Genomic DNA, 18,988 nt, shown 5'->3' on the forward strand with positions numbered 1-18,988 from the left:
GGAGCGTCTGTGAAAAAGAAAAATCTGGATGTCGCGGTCATAGGCGAGCTCAACATCGATCTCGTCCTGCGCGACATCGCCATGCCTGAAAACGAGAAAGAAAAGTTGGCCGGAGATATGCGTTTCACCATGGGGAGTTCCTCGGCCATCACCGCCCACAATCTCGCCGCCCTCGGCACCCGCGTCGGCTTCGTCGGCAAGGCGGGGCTGGATGCCTTCGGCCGCTACATGGTCGAACAACTGACCGCCGGCGGGGTTGATACCCGCGGCATTCAGATGCAAAGCAATCTCAAGACCGGCGCCACCATCGTCCTCGCCAATCCGCCCTACAAGGCCCTACTCACCTATATGGGTGCGATGCGCGATCTGACCATGGCCGATCTCGATTGGGACTATATCATCGAGGCAAACCACCTTCATATCGGCTGTTTCTTCCTTCAGACCGGTATCCGTCCGGATGCGGGCACGATTTTCGCCCGTGCCCGCAAGCTCGGTCTGACGACCTCGCTCGATACCAACTGGGATCCCGACGAGCAGTGGGGCGAGGATCTGCTCCAGACCCTGCCGCACACCGACCTCTTTTTCCCCAATGAGGACGAAGCGATGCGGATCGCGCGTGCGGCGAGTGTCGAAGAGGCGATCGCCAAACTGCGCAAGCTGGTCAAGATCCTGGTAGTCAAGCGCGGCGCTGCCGGCGCCACCGTCTGTGCCGGGGAGGAGAGCTGGACAGCGCCGGCCTACCGGGTCGAGGCGGTCGAGACCACCGGCGCTGGCGACAGCTTCAACGCCGGATTTCTGCACGGCTGGCTCAAGGGCATGAGCCCCGTCGAATGTATGCAGTATGGCAATGCCTGCGGCGCCCTGGCGGTGACGGAGATGGGCGGCACCGAGGCGTTCAAGGAGCAGGCGACCGTATGGCCGCGGCTCAGGCGGATCATCGATGGCCGCTGAACTGCTGCGTGATCGGCTGACGCGCAACAAGCAGGGGGCCGGCTGCGGGCTCTACTCGGTCTGTTCGAGCCACCCCCGCGTCCTTGAGGCAGCCATGCAGCAAGCCCTTGCGGATGGCTCCCCCCTGCTGATCGAATCGACCTCCAACCAGGTCGACCAATTCGGCGGTTACACCGGCATGACCCCCGACCGCTTTGTCGCCATGGTGCACGAGACCGCTGCAGCCATGCGCTTCCCCCGCGAACGCCTCCTCCTCGGCGGCGATCATCTTGGCCCCAATGTCTGGCAGCAGGAACCCGCCGCCGCGGCTCTGGCCAAGGCGGAGGAACAAGTGGCTGCCTATGTCCGCGCCGGCTATCTCAAACTCCATCTCGACGCTACCATGGCCTGCGGCGACGATACCGGACCCGCTCTGCCGCCGGAAGTCATTGCCGAACGCACCGCGCTCCTGTGTGCGGCGGCGGAACGTGCCGCTCAGGGCCGCGCCGAGGCTCCGCTCTACATCATCGGCTCCGATGTCCCCATTCCCGGCGGCGCTCAACATCCACTGGATCATGTCGAGCCGACCACCGTCGCGGCCGTGGAGGAGTGCATTACCCTGACGCGTCAGGCTTTCCACCAGCGTGACCTCGAGGCCGCCTGGGGGCGGGTTATCGCGGTGGTGGTGCAGCCGGGGGTCGAGTTCAGCCATGACCACGTCGTGAACTATGATCGCGAACGGGCCCGCCCGTTGAGCCGATTCATCGCCGGTCTCCCAGGGCTGGTATATGAGGCCCATTCGACCGACTACCAGACCGGCACCGCCCTGCATCAGCTGGTCCAAGACCACTTCGCCATCCTCAAGGTCGGCCCCTGGCTGACCTACGCCTTGCGCGAAGCCCTCTTCGCGCTGGCGGAGATGGAAACCCTTTGGCTCGGGGACCGCGCCGATTCCACTCCATCACGTCTGGTAGAGACCATCGATGCGGTGATGGATCGCGACCCCCGTTTCTGGAAAAAACATTACCACGGCACCGCGGCTGAAGTGCGCTTTGCCCGACATTACAGCTACAGCGACCGTATCCGCTACTATTGGCCCGATCCGGCCATCACCGCTGCAGTGCTGCACCTGCAGGCCAATCTGCAGCGCCATCCCCTGCCGCTGACACTCATCAGCCAGTTTCTGCCCGATCAGTACCGGGCGATCCGCGAGGGACGCCTCACCAACGATCCGGTTGCCCTAGTCCGGCACCGGATCGCAACGGTGCTCGGTCTTTATGCTAACGCTACCGGTTCAACGTCTACATCCGCCTAACACAAGGAGAATCACAGTGAACAAAAAATTATGGCTGGTTTACGCCCTGGTCACTACCCTTTTCTGGGGCGTCTGGGGCGCACTCATCGAACTGCCGGAAAAGGCGGGATTTCCGGCGACTCTCGGTTATGTAGTCTGGGCCTTGACCATGCTGGTCCCGGTGCTGGTCGCCTTGACCAACATCCACTGGAAAGTGGAGTGGGACCGTCGTTCGATCGCGCTCGGTGCTGCCGCGGGTTTTCTCGGAGCCGGTGGCCAGTTGATCCTCTTCCAGGCCCTGCGCAGTGGCCCGGCCTATCTGGTCTTCCCCTTCATCTCCCTCTCACCGGTCATCACCATTTTAATGTCCTATCTATTGCTCCGGGAGCGGGCCAGCAAACGGGGTTGGGCCGGCATCCTTCTGGCCATGGTCGCCATGCCTCTGCTCTCCTACCAGCCTGCAAACAGTCCGGTCCAGGGCGGACTCTGGATTATCCTGGCCCTGCTGGTCTTCTTCGCCTGGGGCATTCAGGCCTATGTGATCAAATTCGCCAATGAAACCATGAAGGCGGAGAGCATCTTTTTCTACATGACGGTCACCGGTCTGCTCCTCATCCCCTTTGCCTTGTGGATGACCGATTTCAGCCAGCCGATCAATTGGGGGTTGAAAGGCCCATGGCTCGCCGCCTTGATTCAGATTCTCAATGCCATCGGCGCGCTCACGCTGGTCTATGCGTTCCGCCATGGTAAGGCTCTTATCGTCAGTCCCTTGACCAATGCGGTGGCCCCGGTAATCACGATCATCCTCTCTCTGACCCTCTACCGCGTCATTCCCCATCCCCTGATCGTCACCGGCATGATCCTGGCCATCGTCGCGGTCTTTTTAATGGCCATCGAGGAGGGTGGAGAAGAGACAGAATCAAAAGGAGTACAGCAATGAAACGGAAGGCCTTCATCTTCTTTGTCCTCACGACAGCAGCCGGAACAGCGCTGGCGCAGACCTCTCCGGAGCAGCTGCTTCTTAAAGACTACCGGCCCAAATCGATTTACAGGGTGCCAGTCCACCACATCGAGCGCGCCAAATTCCCCGTCATCGATGTTCATTCCCACCCCTATGCCCAGTCATCTGCCGAGATCGGCGAATGGGTGAAAACCATGGACCGTGCTGGCATCGAAAAAACCATCATCCTCTCCATGGCCAACGGCGCTCGGTTCGATTCGATCTATGCCGCCTATGCCGCCTGGCCCAACCGTTTCGAGGTGTGGTGCGGCTTTGATTTCCATGGCTATGACCAGCCGGGCTACGGGCCCTCCGCGGTCGCCGAATTGGAGCGCTGCTACAAGCTGGGCGCCCGGGGCGTCGGCGAACTCGGCGACAAAGGAGAGGGCCTGGTCTATGGCAACGAGCCGGCTCCGGGTATGCATCTCGAAGATCCGCGTATGGATCCCCTGCTTGAAAAATGCGCCCAGCTGGGCATGCCGGTTAGCATCCACGTCGGCGACCCGATCTGGATGTATCAGCCGATGGACTCGACCAACGACGGCCTCATGAACGGATACACCTGGCGCCTTGACAACAAGAAGAACCTGGTCGATCTGACCGGCATGGTGGCAAGTCTCGAACGCGCCGTGGCGCGCCATCCGCGCACCACTTTCATCGCTTGCCATTTTGCCAACTGCGATTACGACCTGACGGCGCTCGGCAAACTGCTGGACCGCTATCCCAATCTGTACGCCGACATCTCCGCCCGGTATGCCGAAACAGCGCCGGTCCCACGGGCAACCCGCGCCTTTTATGAGAAATATTCCACCCGCCTCCTCTATGGCACCGACATGGGCATGGATGCCGAGATGTATGCGGTCACTTTTCGCATTCTTGAATCGGCGGATGAGCATTTTTATGAGATCGGGCTCTTCAATTATCACTGGCCGCTCTACGGACTGGACCTGAGCGATAAGGTGCTCAAACGGGTCTATCGCACCAATGCCCTCAAGGCCCTCTATCCGGGCAAAAAATGATCATTCCGGACGGCCCGGCGCGCCCTTTCATGCAAAGCTCCGCAGGGCCGTCAACCACAAGGTGCGTTCAAGCCGGCTTCAGCCGGCTTTTTTTATTGCGGTTAAAAGCTTTATTTACTATATTTTTTCTCAATTCATTCTTCTCCTCACCCATTACAGACAGGAGCCCGCTTGGCAGATATCGGATATCAGGCCCTGCTCATCGCCATGGCACTCACCGCCTACGCTGCGGTGATTTATTTCGGCGCAGCCCGCCGACGCACCTCTCTCTATTTCGCCAGTGCGCACCGCGCGGTCTATGCTTCCCTGGCCCTCGTGACCCTGGCATCGTTCGCACTGATCCACGCCTTTCTCACCCGCGATTTTCAGATCGAGTATGTCGCCCATTACTCAAACCGTTCCCTCTCCTGGTTTTACACCCTCGCAGCCTTCTGGGCCGGCCAGGACGGCTCGCTCCTCTTCTGGACCTGGCTGCTGACCATTTTCGCTGCTATCGTCCTGGCGAGCAACAAGAAACGCAATCCGGAGCTGCTGCCGGCGACCATGGCGGTGATCCAGGTCACGACGCTCTTTTTCCTCTATCTGGCGACCTTCAAGACCAATCCCTTCGCCCGAACCCCCTTCGTGCCCGAGGACGGCAATGGCCTCAATCCGCTGCTACAAAATCCCGGCATGGTCTTCCACCCCCCCAGCCTCTATATCGGTTTTGTCGCCTTCACCGTGCCCTTTGCCTTCGCCATCGCCGCCCTGATCAACAAGAGCCTCGACGAGCGCTGGCTCAAGAGCATCCGCCGCTGGACCCTCTTCGCCTGGCTTTTCCTGACCATCGGCAACATCCTCGGCATGCAGTGGGCCTATGTCGAGCTCGGCTGGGGCGGCTATTGGGCCTGGGATCCGGTCGAAAACGCCTCACTCTTGCCCTGGCTGACCGGCACGGCTTTTCTGCATTCGGTGATCGTCCAGGAGCGAAAGGGGATGCTCAAGATCTGGAATCTGGTTCTTGTGACCCTCACCTTTGCCCTCACCATTTTCGGAACCTTCGTCACCCGCAGCGGAGTCATCTCTTCGGTGCATGCCTTCGGGGTCTCCAATCTCGGCCCCTCTTTTCTGGCTTTCCTGGGATTAATTCTGGCCGGTTCGTTTGTTCTCATCGTCAATCGTCGCTCGTTGCTGGAAGGCCGTGGTGTAGTGGGCAGCTGGAGCTCCAAGGAATCGAGTTTCCTGCTCAACAACATCCTCTTCATCGCCATGACCGTCGCGGTCCTGACCGGCACCCTTTGGCCGACGCTGACCGAGGCGATCCGCCACCAAAAGATCACCGTGGGCCCTGAATGGTTCAACCGCATGGTGACTCCGATCGGCCTGGGGATTTTCGCCCTGACCGGTCTCTGCGCGCTCTACGCCTGGAACAAAACCAGCCCGCGCAACCTGCACCGTAATTTCCTCTGGCCCGCGGCGATCAGCCTCGCGCTACTCCTGAAACTGATGCTCCTCGGCCTGCGCGGTGCACTGCCGCTGCTGGCCCTGGCCATCGCCTTTTTCTCGCTCAGCGCAACCCTCATCGAGTTCGTGCGCGGCGCCCGGGTGCGCGGCCGGACCGATCATCTCAGCTTCGTCCGCGCCCTCATCAGCCTGGCACAAAAAAACAAGCGCCGGTATGGCGGCTATATCGTCCATATCGGTGTGCTCCTGCTCTTCCTCGGCATCATCGGCTCCTCAGCCTTCGGGGTCGACAAGGAAGCCACCCTGCGCAAAGGCCAGGGCCTCGAGCTCGGGCGCTACCGCCTCGTCTTTCAGGGGCTGCGCAGCGAGGAGCGGCCCGACCGGCGGGTGGATGCGGCGATGTTCGATCTCTTCATCAACGGCCGTCCAGCCGGCACACTGGAGGCCGAGAAGCATCTTCACCCCAATTATCAACCAGCCACCGAGGTCGCCATCCGCTCCAACCTGCGCGAGGACCTCTACGTCATCCTCGCCAGCTATGATCTGCGCAGCCAGAGTGCCACCGTCAGCGTCATGATCAATCCGTTGATGATCTGGATGTGGGTCGGCGGCATCGTTATGGTGCTGGGCACCCTGCTGGCGGTCTCGCCGCAGCGCACCAACCAACGCAAGGAAGGGTGAGGAGCATGAACGCACTGATTGGCTTTTTAATCATGATCGCCGCTGTGGCCTGGGTGGTGGCGCCGCTCTTCCGCGCTCGTTCACCGCGAGCGTCCCGCTCCGGTGAAGCGGCTCACCTCGACCAGCCGGAGCTGCTCTTCAGAAAAAAAGTAGCGATGGAGATCATCCAGGACCTCCATTTTGATCATCAAACCGGCAAGTTGAGCCAGGAGGACCATGATCAGCTGGTCCGCGAGCAGGAGGAACAGCTCAAGGCGATAGAGTCCCGGCTGGCCGCCCGGCCGGAGGGCAAGAACAAAGGCCGCCGTTTGCCGGGGAAGCTGACGATCTGGATTCTCCTGGCCCTGGCCGTCCTGCCGGCGGCCGACAGCCTGGCCCAGAACGCCTCCTTTTCCGGGCGCCTTCTCGACGGCAGCCGTGACAGCAGTGCCGTCGCCGGCGCCCCGGTTATCCTGCAATTCTTCACCGCCGAGCATCCGCCCCGCAACCTGATGACGCAGACTACGGGCCGTGACGGCGCCTTCTCCTTTCACTTGACCGTAACGGATTCGGGCGCATCCTATATCGCCATGGTCGAACATCAGGGGGTGCGCTACTACAGCGGAGAGGCCGAGTTCAGCCATAACCGCGCGGTCCGGAATGATATCGTCCGCTTTGATTCGACCAGGGACAGCCGCGGGATTGTGGTGCTGATGCATCATATCATCCTCCAGGATCAAGGTGCGAGTCTCACGCTGCGCGAGACCCGCGTCCTCCGCAATCCGGGGAACAAGACCATCCTCAACGTCCTTACCGACGGCCACGAAACCGAGGCTCTGCTCAAGATCATCCTGCCGCCCTGGGCGCAGCACATCACACCGATGGCCGGGCAATTCGGCCCCGAGTTGAAGGTGCATGGCAATCTCATTTACGACACCGGAGTTTTTGAACCGGGGAACCGCCAGATCTCCTTTACCTATGATTTGCCCTGGCAGAAGGAACGCGCTCCGCTGGCCATTCAGATCGACCAGCCTACCCGCTCCCTCGATCTCTTCCTTCCGCAAACCGGGCTGCGGCTTGAAGGCAGCGGCGTCCAGGATCTCGGTCCCTTCACCATCCGCGGCACCACCTACCAGCGGTTCGGTGTCGAAAATGCCATGCCGGGAACCCGGCTGCAGCTGCAGGTGGTGCGGAATGCCCCGGCTGCAGTCGCCCTTCCCCCCTGGTTGACACTAGCGGCCACCGGCAGTCTTCTGATTTTAGGGGTCGGCCTGGCGCGTGCCTACACCGCCAGAAACAAAAAAGGTGCCAGGTGATCCGTTGCAAGGACATCCGCAAGGACTTTGGCGCCTTACGGGCTCTGCGCGGCGTCTCCTTCGAAATGGAAGCGGGCGGGCTGGCCGCTTTGCTCGGCGCCAATGGCGCGGGCAAGACCACCCTACTGCGGATCATCGCCGGCCTGACGCGCGCCTCCGCCGGCATGGTCGAGGTGGCGGGATTCCAGGTCCGTAAAACCCCGCAGGAGGTGCGCCGCTGCATCGGCGTGGTCAGCCATCAGACCTTACTCTATGAGGACCTCTCCGCCGAAGAGAATCTGTACTTTTACGGCCGGATGTATGGCGTCGCCGCACTGCCGCGGCGCATCGACGCTCTGCTGGAAATGATGGAGCTGCAGCCTCGGCGTCGCGATCTGGTGCGCACCTTCTCGCGCGGCATGCAGCAGCGCCTCGCCCTGGCCCGCGCCATGCTCCACCAGCCCAAGGTCCTGCTTCTCGACGAGCCCTTCACCGGCCTTGATGTTCACGCAACCGATCTGCTGACCCGGTTCATCGCCCGCGCCGGCGCGGATCGGGTGACCGTGCTGATGACCGTCCACGATCCCGATTATGCCCTGGCGCATGCGCAGCGGCTGTTGGTGCTGCACCGGGGCCGGCTGGTCATCGACCGCCCCGCAGTGCAAGTCGCAAAGGCGGACATCATCCAGCATTTGCGCGAGAACTAGTTCATGCAAGCCCTGGCACAATTATACACCATCCTCCGCAAGGACCTGCTGCAGGAACTGCGCGGCAAGGAGATCATCACCGCCATGCTCGTCTTTTCGCTGACCGTGGTGGTGATCTTTAACTTCGTTTTCGATCCCGGATCGACCGAGATGCGCGCCGCCGCCCCCGGCATTCTCTGGGTCGCCTTCGTTTTCGCCAGCAACCTCGGCCTCGCCCGTGCCTTTGCCCGCGAGCAGGAGAACGCGATGATGCAGGGTCTTCTGCTCTGTCCGGTCGACCGCAGCACCCTCTTCGCTGCCAAGGTCATCGGCAATGTGATCTTTATTACGGTGGTGGAGCTGATCACCCTGCCGGTGATGGTCGTTCTCTTTGACCTGGCGATCGGGAGCGTCTGGCCGCTGCTGATCGCCATCCTGCTGCTGGGCACTTTCGGCTTTGCGACGGTCGGCACCCTCTTTTCCGCGATCTCGGCCAACACCCGCTCGCGCGAAGTGATGCTGCCGATTATGCTCTTCCCGGTTTCCGTGCCGGTCATTCTCGCGGCGATCAAGAGCACCGCCGCCCTGCTGGACGGCCGCGGGGTTGTGGAGATCTGGCCCTGGCTGCGTCTGCTGATCGTTTTCGACGTGCTGTATTTCTTCGTCTGTTTTTTGCTCTATGAATATGTGGTGGAAGAGTAACAGCCGAACGCTGGTGCCGACCCGGTCTCAGTCGGGGCCAGCAAACACTCGCGCGCCCATCGGGGCTCGGCGTCCGGCGCCCACGGGTCCATTTCGCGCCCACCCAAGCTCAGCCGGGTGCCATAGGCGACGGCTGCTGGACTGAATTGGAACTTTGGTCAAAGGATTCCGGATGAAATCAATCAAACCTCTCTACCTCCTCCTCGCGGTTCTGACCTTCCTGCTGGTCGAAGGCGCCCTCTATATGGCCTTTCTCTACGCTCCGACCGAGCGCACCATGGGTGACGTACAGCGGATCTTTTACTTCCATGTCCCCTCTGCCTGGGTCGCCTTCCTCGCCTTTTTCGTGACCTGCATCGCCAGCATCGCCTTTCTTCGCACGGGCAAGGCCGCGTGGGACCGTCTGGCGGCCTCCTCGGCGGAGATCGGCGTCCTCTTCGTCTCCCTGGTCCTGATCACCGGTCCGCTCTGGGCCAAGCCGGTCTGGACCGTTTACTGGACCTGGGATCCGCGCCTGACCACCTCCCTGGTCCTCTGGCTCATCTATGTCACCTACCTGATGGTGCGCAGCTATACAGCCGATCCGCAGCGCGGAGCCCGGTTCGCTGCCGTATTTGGCATCATCGGTTTTCTCGACGTTCCGGTCGTCTACATGTCTATCCGCTGGTGGCGGACCCAGCACCCCGCGCCCGTTATGGGCGGTGGCGGTGGCCTGGCCCCGGAGATGTTCCGCACCCTGATGGCCGGCCTGCTGGCCTTCACTGTGCTTTACATCACCCTGCTACTGCTCTCCTACCGCATCAGCACACTCCAGCAGAAACTGCAAGCCCTTGAACCTAGCGCCTGAGGCTCTTCATGCAAAACCTAAATTTTCTCTTCGCTGCGTATTCCCTGATCTGGCTCGCCCTGTTTCTCTTTCTGCTGCGGCTGGCCAAAAAGGTGAGTCGGCTGGAGCAGGAACTCCGCCGCTTCGAGGACAAATGACCGGGAGGTAAGCTATGCTCGTGGTCCATGTGCATGTCCATGTCAAGCCGGAGCAGGTCGAGGCGTTCCGCCGGGCAACCCTCGAGAATGCCCGCTGCAGTGTGCTTGAGCCGGGCATTGCCCGCTTCGACGTGATTCAGCAGAACGATGACCCGTCGCGCTTCGTCCTGATCGAGGTTTATCGCACGCCGGAGGCCCCGGCGCAGCATAAGGAGACCGCCCACTACGCCGCCTGGCGCGATGCGGTCGCCGAAATGATGAGCGAACCCCGCACCAGTGTCAAGTATGTCAATCTTTTCCCCGATGATGCAGGCTGGTGAATGAATTTCGAGTTTGCCACAGCAGGGCGTATCCTCTTCGGCTCCGGGGTACTGCGACAGATCGGCCCCCTGGCAGCTGCAATGGGCCATAGCGCGCTGATCGTCAGCGGCCGTAACGACGAAGCCATGGAGACCCTGCAGCGTCCGCTGGATCCGTTGAAGGTGGTTATTTTTACAGTCACCGGCGAGCCTACGGTCGAGGTAATTCAGGCAGGCGTTGTGGCGGCAAAAAAAGCGGGTTCGGACCTGGTCATCGGCTTCGGCGGCGGCAGCGCCATCGATACTGGCAAGGCCATCGCGGCCATGGCAGCCAATCCCGGCGACCTGACCGACTATCTCGAGGTTATCGGCGCCGGCAAGACCATCAGTCAGTCTCCCTTGCCCTTCATCGCCATCCCGACCACAGCCGGCACCGGCGCTGAAGTCACCCGCAACGCGGTCATTGCCTCCCCCGAACATCGCGTCAAGGTCAGCCTGCGTTCCCCCCTGATGCTGCCGCGCCTCGCCCTGGTCGATCCGGAGCTGACCCTCTCCCTGCCGCCCGCGGTCACCGCCGCCACCGGCCTCGATGCCCTGACCCAGCTGATCGAACCGTTCACCTGCAATGCCCCCAACCCCTTGATCGACCCCCTCTGCGATGCCGGCATCCGCCGCGCCGCGGGCGCGCTCATGAGAGCCTGTAAAGAGGGGAGCAATCTGCAGGCGAGGGAGGAAATGGCTTTGGCGAGTTTATTCGGCGGCTTGGCTCTGGCCAACGCCCGGCTGGGCGCGGTGCACGGCATCGCCGGCCCCCTGGGCGGGATGTTCCATGCGCCGCACGGCGCTGTGTGTGCCGCGCTGCTGCCGCATGTCATGGCCACCAATATCCGCGTCCTGCGCGAACGCGCAGCGGAGAGTCCCGCCTTGCTGCGCTATGATCAAGTCGCCCAACTCCTAACCGGCAGCCCGGCAGCCCGCGCCGAAGAGGGTGCCGCCTGGATTGCGGATCTCTGCAAGCATCTCCAGATTCCCCCGCTGGCCGCTTACGGCATCGGCCGCGCCGATTTCCCCGAGCTGATCGAAAAATCGGCGCGGGCGAGCAGCATGAAAGGCAATCCCGTTCCACTCGGCGCGGATGAAATCGGCGCCCTGCTGGAGAGTGCCCTGTAATCCTCCTGCAACGACGCAGCCGGACACCCCTGTCGAAGCGATTTCGTGATAGAGGATCGTGCGTTTCAAGGGGTGATACCCTGCACCTCATTTCTGCTTGCTTTTCAGGCTGGTTTTTTCTATACTGAACAAATAAATCGGCGACAGGATCTTACTATGCCTTGAGAAATCCGGACGATCACTATCGCAGTTGGGGAGCATGACGGCCATGCCGGCCAGAATCGGTTTCGACAACGACACATATCTTGCGGAGCAATCCGCGGAAATTCTCCGCCGCATCGGACAATTCGGCGACAAGCTCTTTCTCGAATTCGGCGGCAAGCTGCTGTATGATTATCACGCCGCGCGGGTGCTCCCTGGATTCGATCCCAACGTCAAGATGCGGCTTCTGCAAAAGCTCGCCGACCAGGTCGACATCATCCTCTGCATCCATGCCGGCGATATCGAGCACAAAAAGATGCGCGCCGATTTCGGCATCTCCTATGATGCCGATGCCTTGAAACTCATCGATGATCTGCGCGAATGGGGCATCGAGGTGACCGCGGTGGTCATTACCCGCTTTGAAGAACAGCCGGCCGCCATCCAGTTTAAAAACAAGCTCGAGCGCCGCGGCATCGCCGTCTTCACCCACAAATTTACCAAGGGCTATCCCACCCATATCGAGATGATCGTCAGCGAGGAGGGGTACGGCGCCAACGCCTATATCCCGACCGCCAAACCCATCGTCGTCGTCACCGGCCCGGGACCGGGAAGCGGCAAACTCGCCACCGCCCTCTCCCAGCTCTACCATGAGCGCAAGCGCGGGATCCGCGCCGGTTATGCCAAATTCGAGACCTTCCCGATCTGGAACCTCCCGCTCAAACATCCGGTCAATGTAGCCTACGAAGCAGCGACCGCCGATCTGCGCGATTTCAACATGATCGATTCGCACCACCTCGAAGCCTACAACGAAAGGACCGTCAACTATAACCGCGATGTCGAGGCCTTCCCGCTGCTGCGCCGGATCATCGAAAAGATCACCGGCGAGCCGTGCCCTTACAAGTCGCCGACGGATATGGGCGTTAATCGGGCTGGTTTCGGGATCATTGATGACAGCGCTGTGCGCGAGGCGGCCGTGCAGGAGATCATCCGGCGCTATTTCCGCTACACCACAGAGTATGCTTTGGGGATGATGGACAAGGGAACCGTCGAACGGGCCGAACTGATCATGGAAGAGATCGGTGCACGGCCGGAGGACCGGCCGGTGGTGGTGCCTGCTCGTAGGGCAGCCGGAGAAGCCCAGCGCCGCGGCAAGGGGAATGAAGGCATTTTCTGCGGTGCTGCGGTGGAACTGCCTGACGGGACGATCATCACCGGCATGAATTCACCGCTGTTGCATTCCTCCGCCGCCCTGATCCTCAATGCCGCCAAACATCTGGCCGGCATTCCAGCCCGGATCGATCTCCTGCCCAAGAACATCATCGAATCGCTGAGCCATTTCAAACGGGACGTGCTCGAGAAGAAACGCCTCAGTCTCGATCTCGAAGAGACCCTGATCGCCCTCAGCATCAGCGGCGCCAACAATCCGGCCGCCCAGGCCGCCGTGGAAAAACTTAAGGAGCTGCGCGGCTGCGACGTCCACACCACCCATATTCCCGCCCCGGGCGATGAGGCCGGCCTGCGCAAACTCGGATTGAACCTGACCTGCGATCCCGACTTTGCCAGCCGCTATCTCTTCCTCAGCTGACAGGTCATTGCCCATTGCGGGTCAGGTTGCGCTGAGAGGACCGGGCGCATCACCCGGATTAGCCTATCACCCGATGTATTTATAGCCGACCCGATGGACGGTGAGAATGTGCCGCGGGTGCTCGGCGTCCTCCTCCAGCTTTTTGCGCAGCAGGAGCATATGGTTGTCGACCGTGCGGCTTGTGGGACTGGCCTCATACCCCCAGACCTCCGTCAGCAGCTGCTCCCTGGAGATGGTTTCGCCCTTGTGCTGGTGCAGGTACTTGAGAATCTCGAACTCCTTGTGGGTCAGCTCCACCTCCCCGGTGGCATCCTCGGCGTGATAGGAGGCAAAATCGAGGGTGAGCCGTCCCATCTGCACCGGAGCGGATTCGCCCTGACCGCCGGTGCGTCGCAGCACTGCCTTGACGCGCGCCAGCAGTTCGCGCACGCTGAAGGGCTTGGTGATGTAATCGTCGGCGCCGAGTTCGAGGCCGAGCACCTTGTCGATCTCCTGGCCGCGGGCGGTGAGCATGATCACCGGCGTGGTGTGCCGGGCCGCGCGCAGCTCGCGGCAGACATCGAGCCCCGATTTTTTCGGCAGCATGACATCGAGAATGATCAGATCGATCCCGGGCTCGAGCGCCCTTTTCAGTCCCTCCTCCCCATCTGCCGCCACCGCGACCGTATGGCCGTCGAATTCGAAATTGTCCCGCAGGCCGCGGGCCATCTCGGGCTCATCCTCAATAATCAGTATTTTTGCCACTGCGGAATCGGCTCCTTATGCTTGCGATGCGTTTTGCCGGACCGGGAAAACCAGAGTGAAGGTGCTGCCGCGGCCAAGCCGGCTCTCGACCAGGACGCGGCCGCCGTGCGCCGCCATGATATGCTCCACCAGCGCGAGTCCCAGCCCGCTGCCGCCGGTGCTGCGCACCAGGCTGCTCTCGACGCGGTAAAACTTTTCGAATATCCGCTGTTGCTCCGCCTCGGGGATGCCGATGCCGCGGTCCGTCACCGCCAGATGCAGCTCCCGGCCGCGCTGCTCCAGCTTGACCCGGATCTCCTTGACCTCGCCGCTGTACTTGACCGCATTGTCGATGAGGTTGACCAGCGCCAGTCCGGCCGCCTCGCGGTCCACCGCAACCCGCGGCAGCCCTGCCGCCAGTTCCTCCTGCAAAGAAAAGCCCTTTTGCTCGAGATGAAAGCGGTAGAGATCGAGGATGCCCGCCGCGATTTCGGTCAGATCTTCCTCCGCGAAATGATAGACCTTGCGCCCGGCCTCGATCCGCGAGAAATCGAGGATGTTGTTGATCAGCTGGGTCAGCCGCGCGCTTTCGTTCATGATGGTGCGGTAGTACTCCTTCCGGCGCGCCTCGTCCGGCACGCGATCGAGCTCGAGGGTCTCCGCGTACAAGCGGATGAGGGCGAGCGGCGTGCGCAGCTCGTGCGAGACATTGGCGACAAAATCGCTCTTCTGCCGGGCGAGCTGCACCTCCCGCACCATATTGCGGATCAGCAGGGTCACGCCGAGCAGCAGCACAACGTTGACGGCCGCGAGGAAAAGGAGATTGATCCGGGTCTGCCGGCCGGCGAGGGCGGTCAGGGTCATGCCGCGCAGCTTGATCTGCAGCTCGAGATCGGGGAGGATCCACAGCGGGGCCGTCTGCTCAAAATCAGCGGCGGCGAGCGTCTGCGAACCATAGAGAATCCCACCGCTGCGGCGGTTGCGAACAACGAAATCAAAGAGGCCGCGGCCGGTATCGCGCAGGCGCGCCGCCACGGTTTCCTCGACAAAGCGCCGCTGGTCCACCAGAAGGGCGGCGCAAAGCCCCTCCGCACCGGGCCGCGCGATCAGCGGCGTCAGCAGCAGGGTATAGCCTTGCGGCTGCCAGGGGATGGCGAGGGGACGGATATAGTTCTGCGCCGCCAGCGCGAACATGCGCGCAACCGGCTGGGAGGAATCGCTCAGGACCTTTTGCAGGGCGGCGGGATCGATGGCTGGAGCGGGAAGCGCGTCTACGGTGCCACGCGCAGCAGTGGTACTGTCCCTTGCGGCACGCGCGGCCGGGCCGCGCGCGGCGGCGGCGCGGACGCTGCGGCCCTCCTCGATGAGTGCCGCGGCGACGGCGGGATAGCGCGCAATGAACGCCGCGAGTTCGGCCTCGAGGCGGCGCTCATTCCCTGTGCTGGACTGGACCATGATGGCGAGGAGACTGGTCCAGGCATTCAGGCGGTCCCAGGCGTTCTGGTTGACCGAGAGGAGGATGCTGTCGAGCTGCTGCTGATAGATCGAGTGAATCAGCGCCTGCTGCCGGCTGCGCTGCAGGAGCTGCCAGGCGGTATATCCCAGCAGTGGCGCGACGATCAGCGGAATCAGCCAGTAGAGCAGTTTCCGGAACGGGGTCCTTTTCATGATCTCGTCCATTTCCTATTTGTCCCGCGGCCATCTACCCGGAAATTACCCAATACCGCGCCGAAAAACAAGCAGTAAATCAAATACGCCGGCACCAAGGGGATTCACTAAGGTAGTTACCTTCAAGTAATATTATTTTACCTAGATTGACCCCCTTCATAAGACACGACGCATGGAAAATGCTAATTACGTTTCACGTCTTCATAGAATTCTGGCTATAATCCTATTTTTTGGCTACAACCCGCAATTCTTCTTGTTTTTATGTAGAAAATTATTACATTAGTGTATCTCTTACTGGGAGCTATGCATTTTAAGAGTGGCGTTGATTGGGAGGCGTTATAGATAGATGAATGGCTCAGTCGCTTGATGTGACTGGGCCATTTTTTATTGGTTGTACTGATGCTCGCTGTGCTCTGAAGCAGATATCCACGGTGGCAGTCGATATGATCTATCGGTAGAACAATGCTTGTACAGAATAGTACATGGGAGGAACGATGAAATTTGACAAGTCCCCAGATTTTATTGCCAGCTGCCGAAACCTACATGACCGCGGTGGTGCCTACAAAAAGGCCGCTGATAAAGTACTTGTCATTCTGGCGAAAATGGATCATCCGGAGGCAGGCTTTCCATTGGAAGGATTAAGAATAACAAATAATGGAGAAAGTCGGATTAAACATTGTGTAAAATATGATTTGACAGAGTTTTGCAGATTGATAACCATACAGGATAATGGCTTGTGTTACTTAGCATTTGTCGGGACCCATGACGAAAGTGATGAATGGCTGGAAAAAAATAAGGGCATGACATTGGCGGTCGATAAGAACCGATCAATAAAACCTGTTTATCAAAGTTCGCAATTAGATAACAAGAACTATCGTATTCATTCCGAGTCAGATTGGTCCAACGGCCCATTGTATAAAAAAATATCCAAACATTACCTGAATCATATTACTAAAGACTTGAAATCAAGTTATATAAAAGCATTGGAAACGCTAACTTCGATTTCCAGCGATGAGGAAATCCTCGAGTTGGCTTTCGAAATCGAAGACGTCAAATTGCGGGATGTTATCTTCGATGTTTTTATCCATTTAAAAAACGGTAATATAGATGGCGCAAAAGACAGGATAGATTTATTCACGAATACATTGGTCACTCTGGAAAACTTGTCTTTGGACGATATCGAAAAAATCGTCGATGGAGAATATTCGATTAGTTTTCGCGAATATGAGGCTGAATTAATCAAGCAATACATGAAACTAGCCAATTTTCAGCAATGGATGCTCTTTCTCCATCCGGAACAACGCAAGATTGTCGAATTAGACTATGATGGACCGGCAAAATTATCTGGTGTAAGCGGCTCTGGCAAGACATGTGTGCTAATAAAACGTGCGTTACGATTAGCCAGAAAGTACCCCCAAGGGCAAATACTCATACTGACTTTGAATAAATCCCTCGCTGCGCTTATTAAAAATCTGGTTAATTACGCAGATGTTAAACCCGAGTTCGACAGTTGTAGGCAAAAATTGGCCTATTGAGAACAGATAACTTGAATAAAAATAGAAAATCGAGCTCTGAAAATCGCGAAATAGCGTAGGCACACGATAGTGCATTTAGTGCTTGACAATATAGCATAATATGCTTATATTGTAGGCATGTATATACGACAAATCACCCGCAAAAACAAAGACGGATCCAAAGTCACTTACGTCCAGCTGGCGCACAATGAACGTGATCCGGAAAAGGGTTGCGCAGTCGCCAAAATCCTCTATAATTTTGGACGTATCGATGAGCTGGACGTCGATCAGCTCAAGCGCTTGACCCGGAGTATTTCGCGATTTCTGTCGCCCGAAGATGCCCTGGAAACCAAAGCAGCCCTCGAGCTGGGCGCTAACAATCTGAAATTCAAGTCCTGCCGCAGCTATGGTGGCATCTATCTGTTGGCTGCCCTCTGGCAACAGCTGCAGCTTGAGAAGATCCTGGAAAAGGAGCTCAAACAAAGCAAGTACCAGATACCGGTCAGCAAGGCGGTGTTTGCCATGGTGGCCAACCGCTGTCTGGCCCCCTCCAGCAAACTAGCCATCACCGAGTGGATCGAGCGCGATGTCCACATCCCTGGTCTGGAAGCGGTTGATGTCCAGGTTCTCTACCGGGCTATGGATTATCTTCTCGAGCGGCAGGAAGAGCTGGAAAAAGAGATCTTCTGGTCGGTCTCCACACTGTTGAATCTGGAAGTCGACCTGCTGTTCTTTGATACCACCTCGACCTACTTTGAGACTGAAAGCCAAACCGATCTTAAAAAGCGCGGCTACTCCAAAGACAAACGCGCCGATCTGCCGCAAGTGGTGATCGGTCTGGCGGTCAATCGGGATGGCATCCCGGTCAAGCACTGGGTATTCCCCGGTAATACCGCCGATATGAGCACCATCGAGCAGGTCAAGAAGGACCTGGTGGGCTGGCAACTGGGCCGCTGCATCTTTGTCCACGATGCCGGGATGACCTCCGAGGACAATCTGCAGTATCTGCAACGAGCCGGTGGGCACTACATCGTCGGCCGCAAGCTGAAAAGCGGCGAGCCGGCTGCCGAGGCCGCCCTGGCCCATAAGGGGCCATATACCGCAATCAAAGAAAATCTCTCCGCCCGCGAAGTCTCTTTGGGAGGCGATGGCGAGAAACGCAAAAGACTGGTCCTGGTGCGCAACAGCGAAGAAGAGAAAAAACAGTTGCTCGTTCGCCAGCAGATCGTTGCGGCCATTGAAAGGAAGCTGGAAGAGATCAACAGCCGCAAAGGCCAGGCGCATACCAAAGCCACCTGTGCGCTCAAGTCACACGCGGTCTATGGCAAATATGTAAAAGAACTTCAGGATGGCCGGCTCAAACTCGACAAAGGCAAGGTGGCCGATGAGAGCCGTTATGATGGCAAATTCCTGATCGAAACCAGTGACGACACCTTGTCACTGGAAGATATTGTCCTGGGGTACAAACAACTCAACGATGTGGAGCAGGCATTTCGGACCCTGAAAACGACCCTGGAATTACGGCCCAACTACCACAGCAAAGACGAACGGATCCGCTGCCATATCTTTCTTTGCTTTCTGGCGCTGGTCCTGGCCCGGATAGCCGAGCTGAAAACCGGAGTCTCCTGGAGCTCAGTCCGCCAGGAGATGAGCCGGTTGCAGATGGGTCAATTCACTGTCGATCAGAAGACAGTATCGCAATTGACCGAGCTTACCCAGCAGCAGAAATTCATCCTCAAGCAGCTTGCCATCAAGGAACCGGTTGCTATTTTAGACATACAGTAGGTCCGATTCTGTAGTAACACGACACCATCTGGAAAAGAATGTCTATCTTGCTGTATAATAGGGCTTAATCCCTATCTTTTTTACCCTACA

The 18,988-nt window shown here is 59.1% G+C and carries 17 protein-coding genes; 15 read left to right on the plus strand and 2 right to left on the minus strand.

Annotated features, from left to right (window positions below):
• Positions 1-9: 9 nt before the first annotated feature.
• The 13 genes from PLH32_08555 (at position 10) to PLH32_08615 (ending at position 13,208) form a co-directional block, all read left to right on the plus strand.
• Complete coding sequence (locus PLH32_08555; protein HQJ64649.1) at positions 10-951, plus strand: sugar kinase; 942 nt, start codon at positions 10-12, stop codon at positions 949-951.
• Positions 941-2,245 carry a D-tagatose-bisphosphate aldolase, class II, non-catalytic subunit gene (locus PLH32_08560; GenBank protein HQJ64650.1) on the plus strand — a complete coding sequence of 435 codons (1,305 nt, stop codon included), beginning with the start codon at positions 941-943 and terminating at the stop codon, positions 2,243-2,245. The genes PLH32_08555 and PLH32_08560 overlap by 11 nt, the downstream gene beginning before the upstream one ends.
• Positions 2,246-2,261: 16 nt before the next feature.
• Positions 2,262-3,164: a DMT family transporter gene (locus tag PLH32_08565; protein HQJ64651.1), complete on the plus strand. Its 903-nt coding sequence runs from the start codon at positions 2,262-2,264 to the stop codon at positions 3,162-3,164.
• The gene (locus tag PLH32_08570) at positions 3,161-4,243 is read left to right on the plus strand and encodes an amidohydrolase family protein (GenBank protein HQJ64652.1); all 1,083 of its coding nucleotides are present in this window, start codon (positions 3,161-3,163) and stop codon (positions 4,241-4,243) included. Before PLH32_08565 ends, PLH32_08570 begins: the two co-directional genes overlap by 4 nt.
• A 171-nt stretch (positions 4,244-4,414) precedes the next feature.
• The gene (locus PLH32_08575; GenBank protein HQJ64653.1) at positions 4,415-6,367 is read left to right on the plus strand and encodes a heme lyase CcmF/NrfE family subunit; all 1,953 of its coding nucleotides are present in this window, start codon (positions 4,415-4,417) and stop codon (positions 6,365-6,367) included.
• Positions 6,368-6,372: 5 nt separating this feature from the next.
• The gene (locus PLH32_08580; GenBank protein ID HQJ64654.1) at positions 6,373-7,662 is read left to right on the plus strand and encodes a hypothetical protein; all 1,290 of its coding nucleotides are present in this window, start codon (positions 6,373-6,375) and stop codon (positions 7,660-7,662) included.
• Complete coding sequence (gene ccmA, locus PLH32_08585; GenBank protein HQJ64655.1) at positions 7,659-8,348, plus strand: heme ABC exporter ATP-binding protein CcmA; 690 nt, start codon at positions 7,659-7,661, stop codon at positions 8,346-8,348. The genes PLH32_08580 and ccmA overlap by 4 nt, the downstream gene beginning before the upstream one ends.
• Positions 8,349-8,351: 3 nt before the next feature.
• Positions 8,352-9,029: a heme exporter protein CcmB gene (locus tag PLH32_08590; GenBank protein HQJ64656.1), complete on the plus strand. Its 678-nt coding sequence runs from the start codon at positions 8,352-8,354 to the stop codon at positions 9,027-9,029.
• 172 nt (positions 9,030-9,201) lie between these two features.
• Positions 9,202-9,876 (plus strand): cytochrome c biogenesis protein, encoded by a 675-nt coding sequence (locus PLH32_08595; protein ID HQJ64657.1) that lies wholly within the window; start codon positions 9,202-9,204, stop codon positions 9,874-9,876.
• A gap of 8 nt (positions 9,877-9,884) precedes the next feature.
• Positions 9,885-10,013, plus strand: a complete 129-nt coding sequence (locus PLH32_08600) for a CcmD family protein (protein HQJ64658.1) — start codon at positions 9,885-9,887, stop codon at positions 10,011-10,013.
• 14 nt (positions 10,014-10,027) lie between these two features.
• Positions 10,028-10,333 carry an antibiotic biosynthesis monooxygenase gene (locus PLH32_08605; GenBank protein ID HQJ64659.1) on the plus strand — a complete coding sequence of 102 codons (306 nt, stop codon included), beginning with the start codon at positions 10,028-10,030 and terminating at the stop codon, positions 10,331-10,333.
• Positions 10,334-11,482 (plus strand): iron-containing alcohol dehydrogenase, encoded by a 1,149-nt coding sequence (locus PLH32_08610; protein HQJ64660.1) that lies wholly within the window; start codon positions 10,334-10,336, stop codon positions 11,480-11,482.
• A gap of 208 nt (positions 11,483-11,690) precedes the next feature.
• On the plus strand, positions 11,691-13,208 hold the full coding sequence (locus PLH32_08615; GenBank protein ID HQJ64661.1) for a DUF1846 domain-containing protein: 1,518 nt from the start codon (positions 11,691-11,693) through the stop codon (positions 13,206-13,208).
• A 66-nt stretch (positions 13,209-13,274) separates the two neighbouring features.
• Here the strand turns inward: PLH32_08615 and PLH32_08620 are convergent, their stop codons facing one another.
• Both PLH32_08620 and PLH32_08625 read right to left on the minus strand, forming a co-directional pair.
• Positions 13,275-13,952: a response regulator transcription factor gene (locus PLH32_08620; GenBank protein HQJ64662.1), complete on the minus strand. Its 678-nt coding sequence runs from the start codon at positions 13,950-13,952 to the stop codon at positions 13,275-13,277.
• Between the two features lie 15 nt (positions 13,953-13,967).
• Positions 13,968-15,599 carry an ATP-binding protein gene (locus PLH32_08625; GenBank protein HQJ64663.1) on the minus strand — a complete coding sequence of 544 codons (1,632 nt, stop codon included), beginning with the start codon at positions 15,597-15,599 and terminating at the stop codon, positions 13,968-13,970.
• A 494-nt stretch (positions 15,600-16,093) separates the two neighbouring features.
• Here PLH32_08625 and PLH32_08630 point away from each other — a divergent pair, with 494 nt between their 5' ends.
• The gene (locus tag PLH32_08630; GenBank protein HQJ64664.1) at positions 16,094-17,134 is read left to right on the plus strand and encodes a hypothetical protein; all 1,041 of its coding nucleotides are present in this window, start codon (positions 16,094-16,096) and stop codon (positions 17,132-17,134) included.
• 117 nt (positions 17,135-17,251) lie between these two features.
• A complete protein-coding gene (locus PLH32_08635) occupies positions 17,252-18,898 on the plus strand; it encodes an IS1634 family transposase (GenBank protein HQJ64665.1) in 1,647 nt (548 codons plus the stop codon).
• The last annotated feature ends 90 nt before the right edge of the window (positions 18,899-18,988 follow it).

This window comes from bacterium (assembly GCA_035419245.1).
In the GTDB taxonomy this organism is placed as follows: domain Bacteria; phylum Zhuqueibacterota; class Zhuqueibacteria; order Residuimicrobiales; family Residuimicrobiaceae; genus JAKPUX01.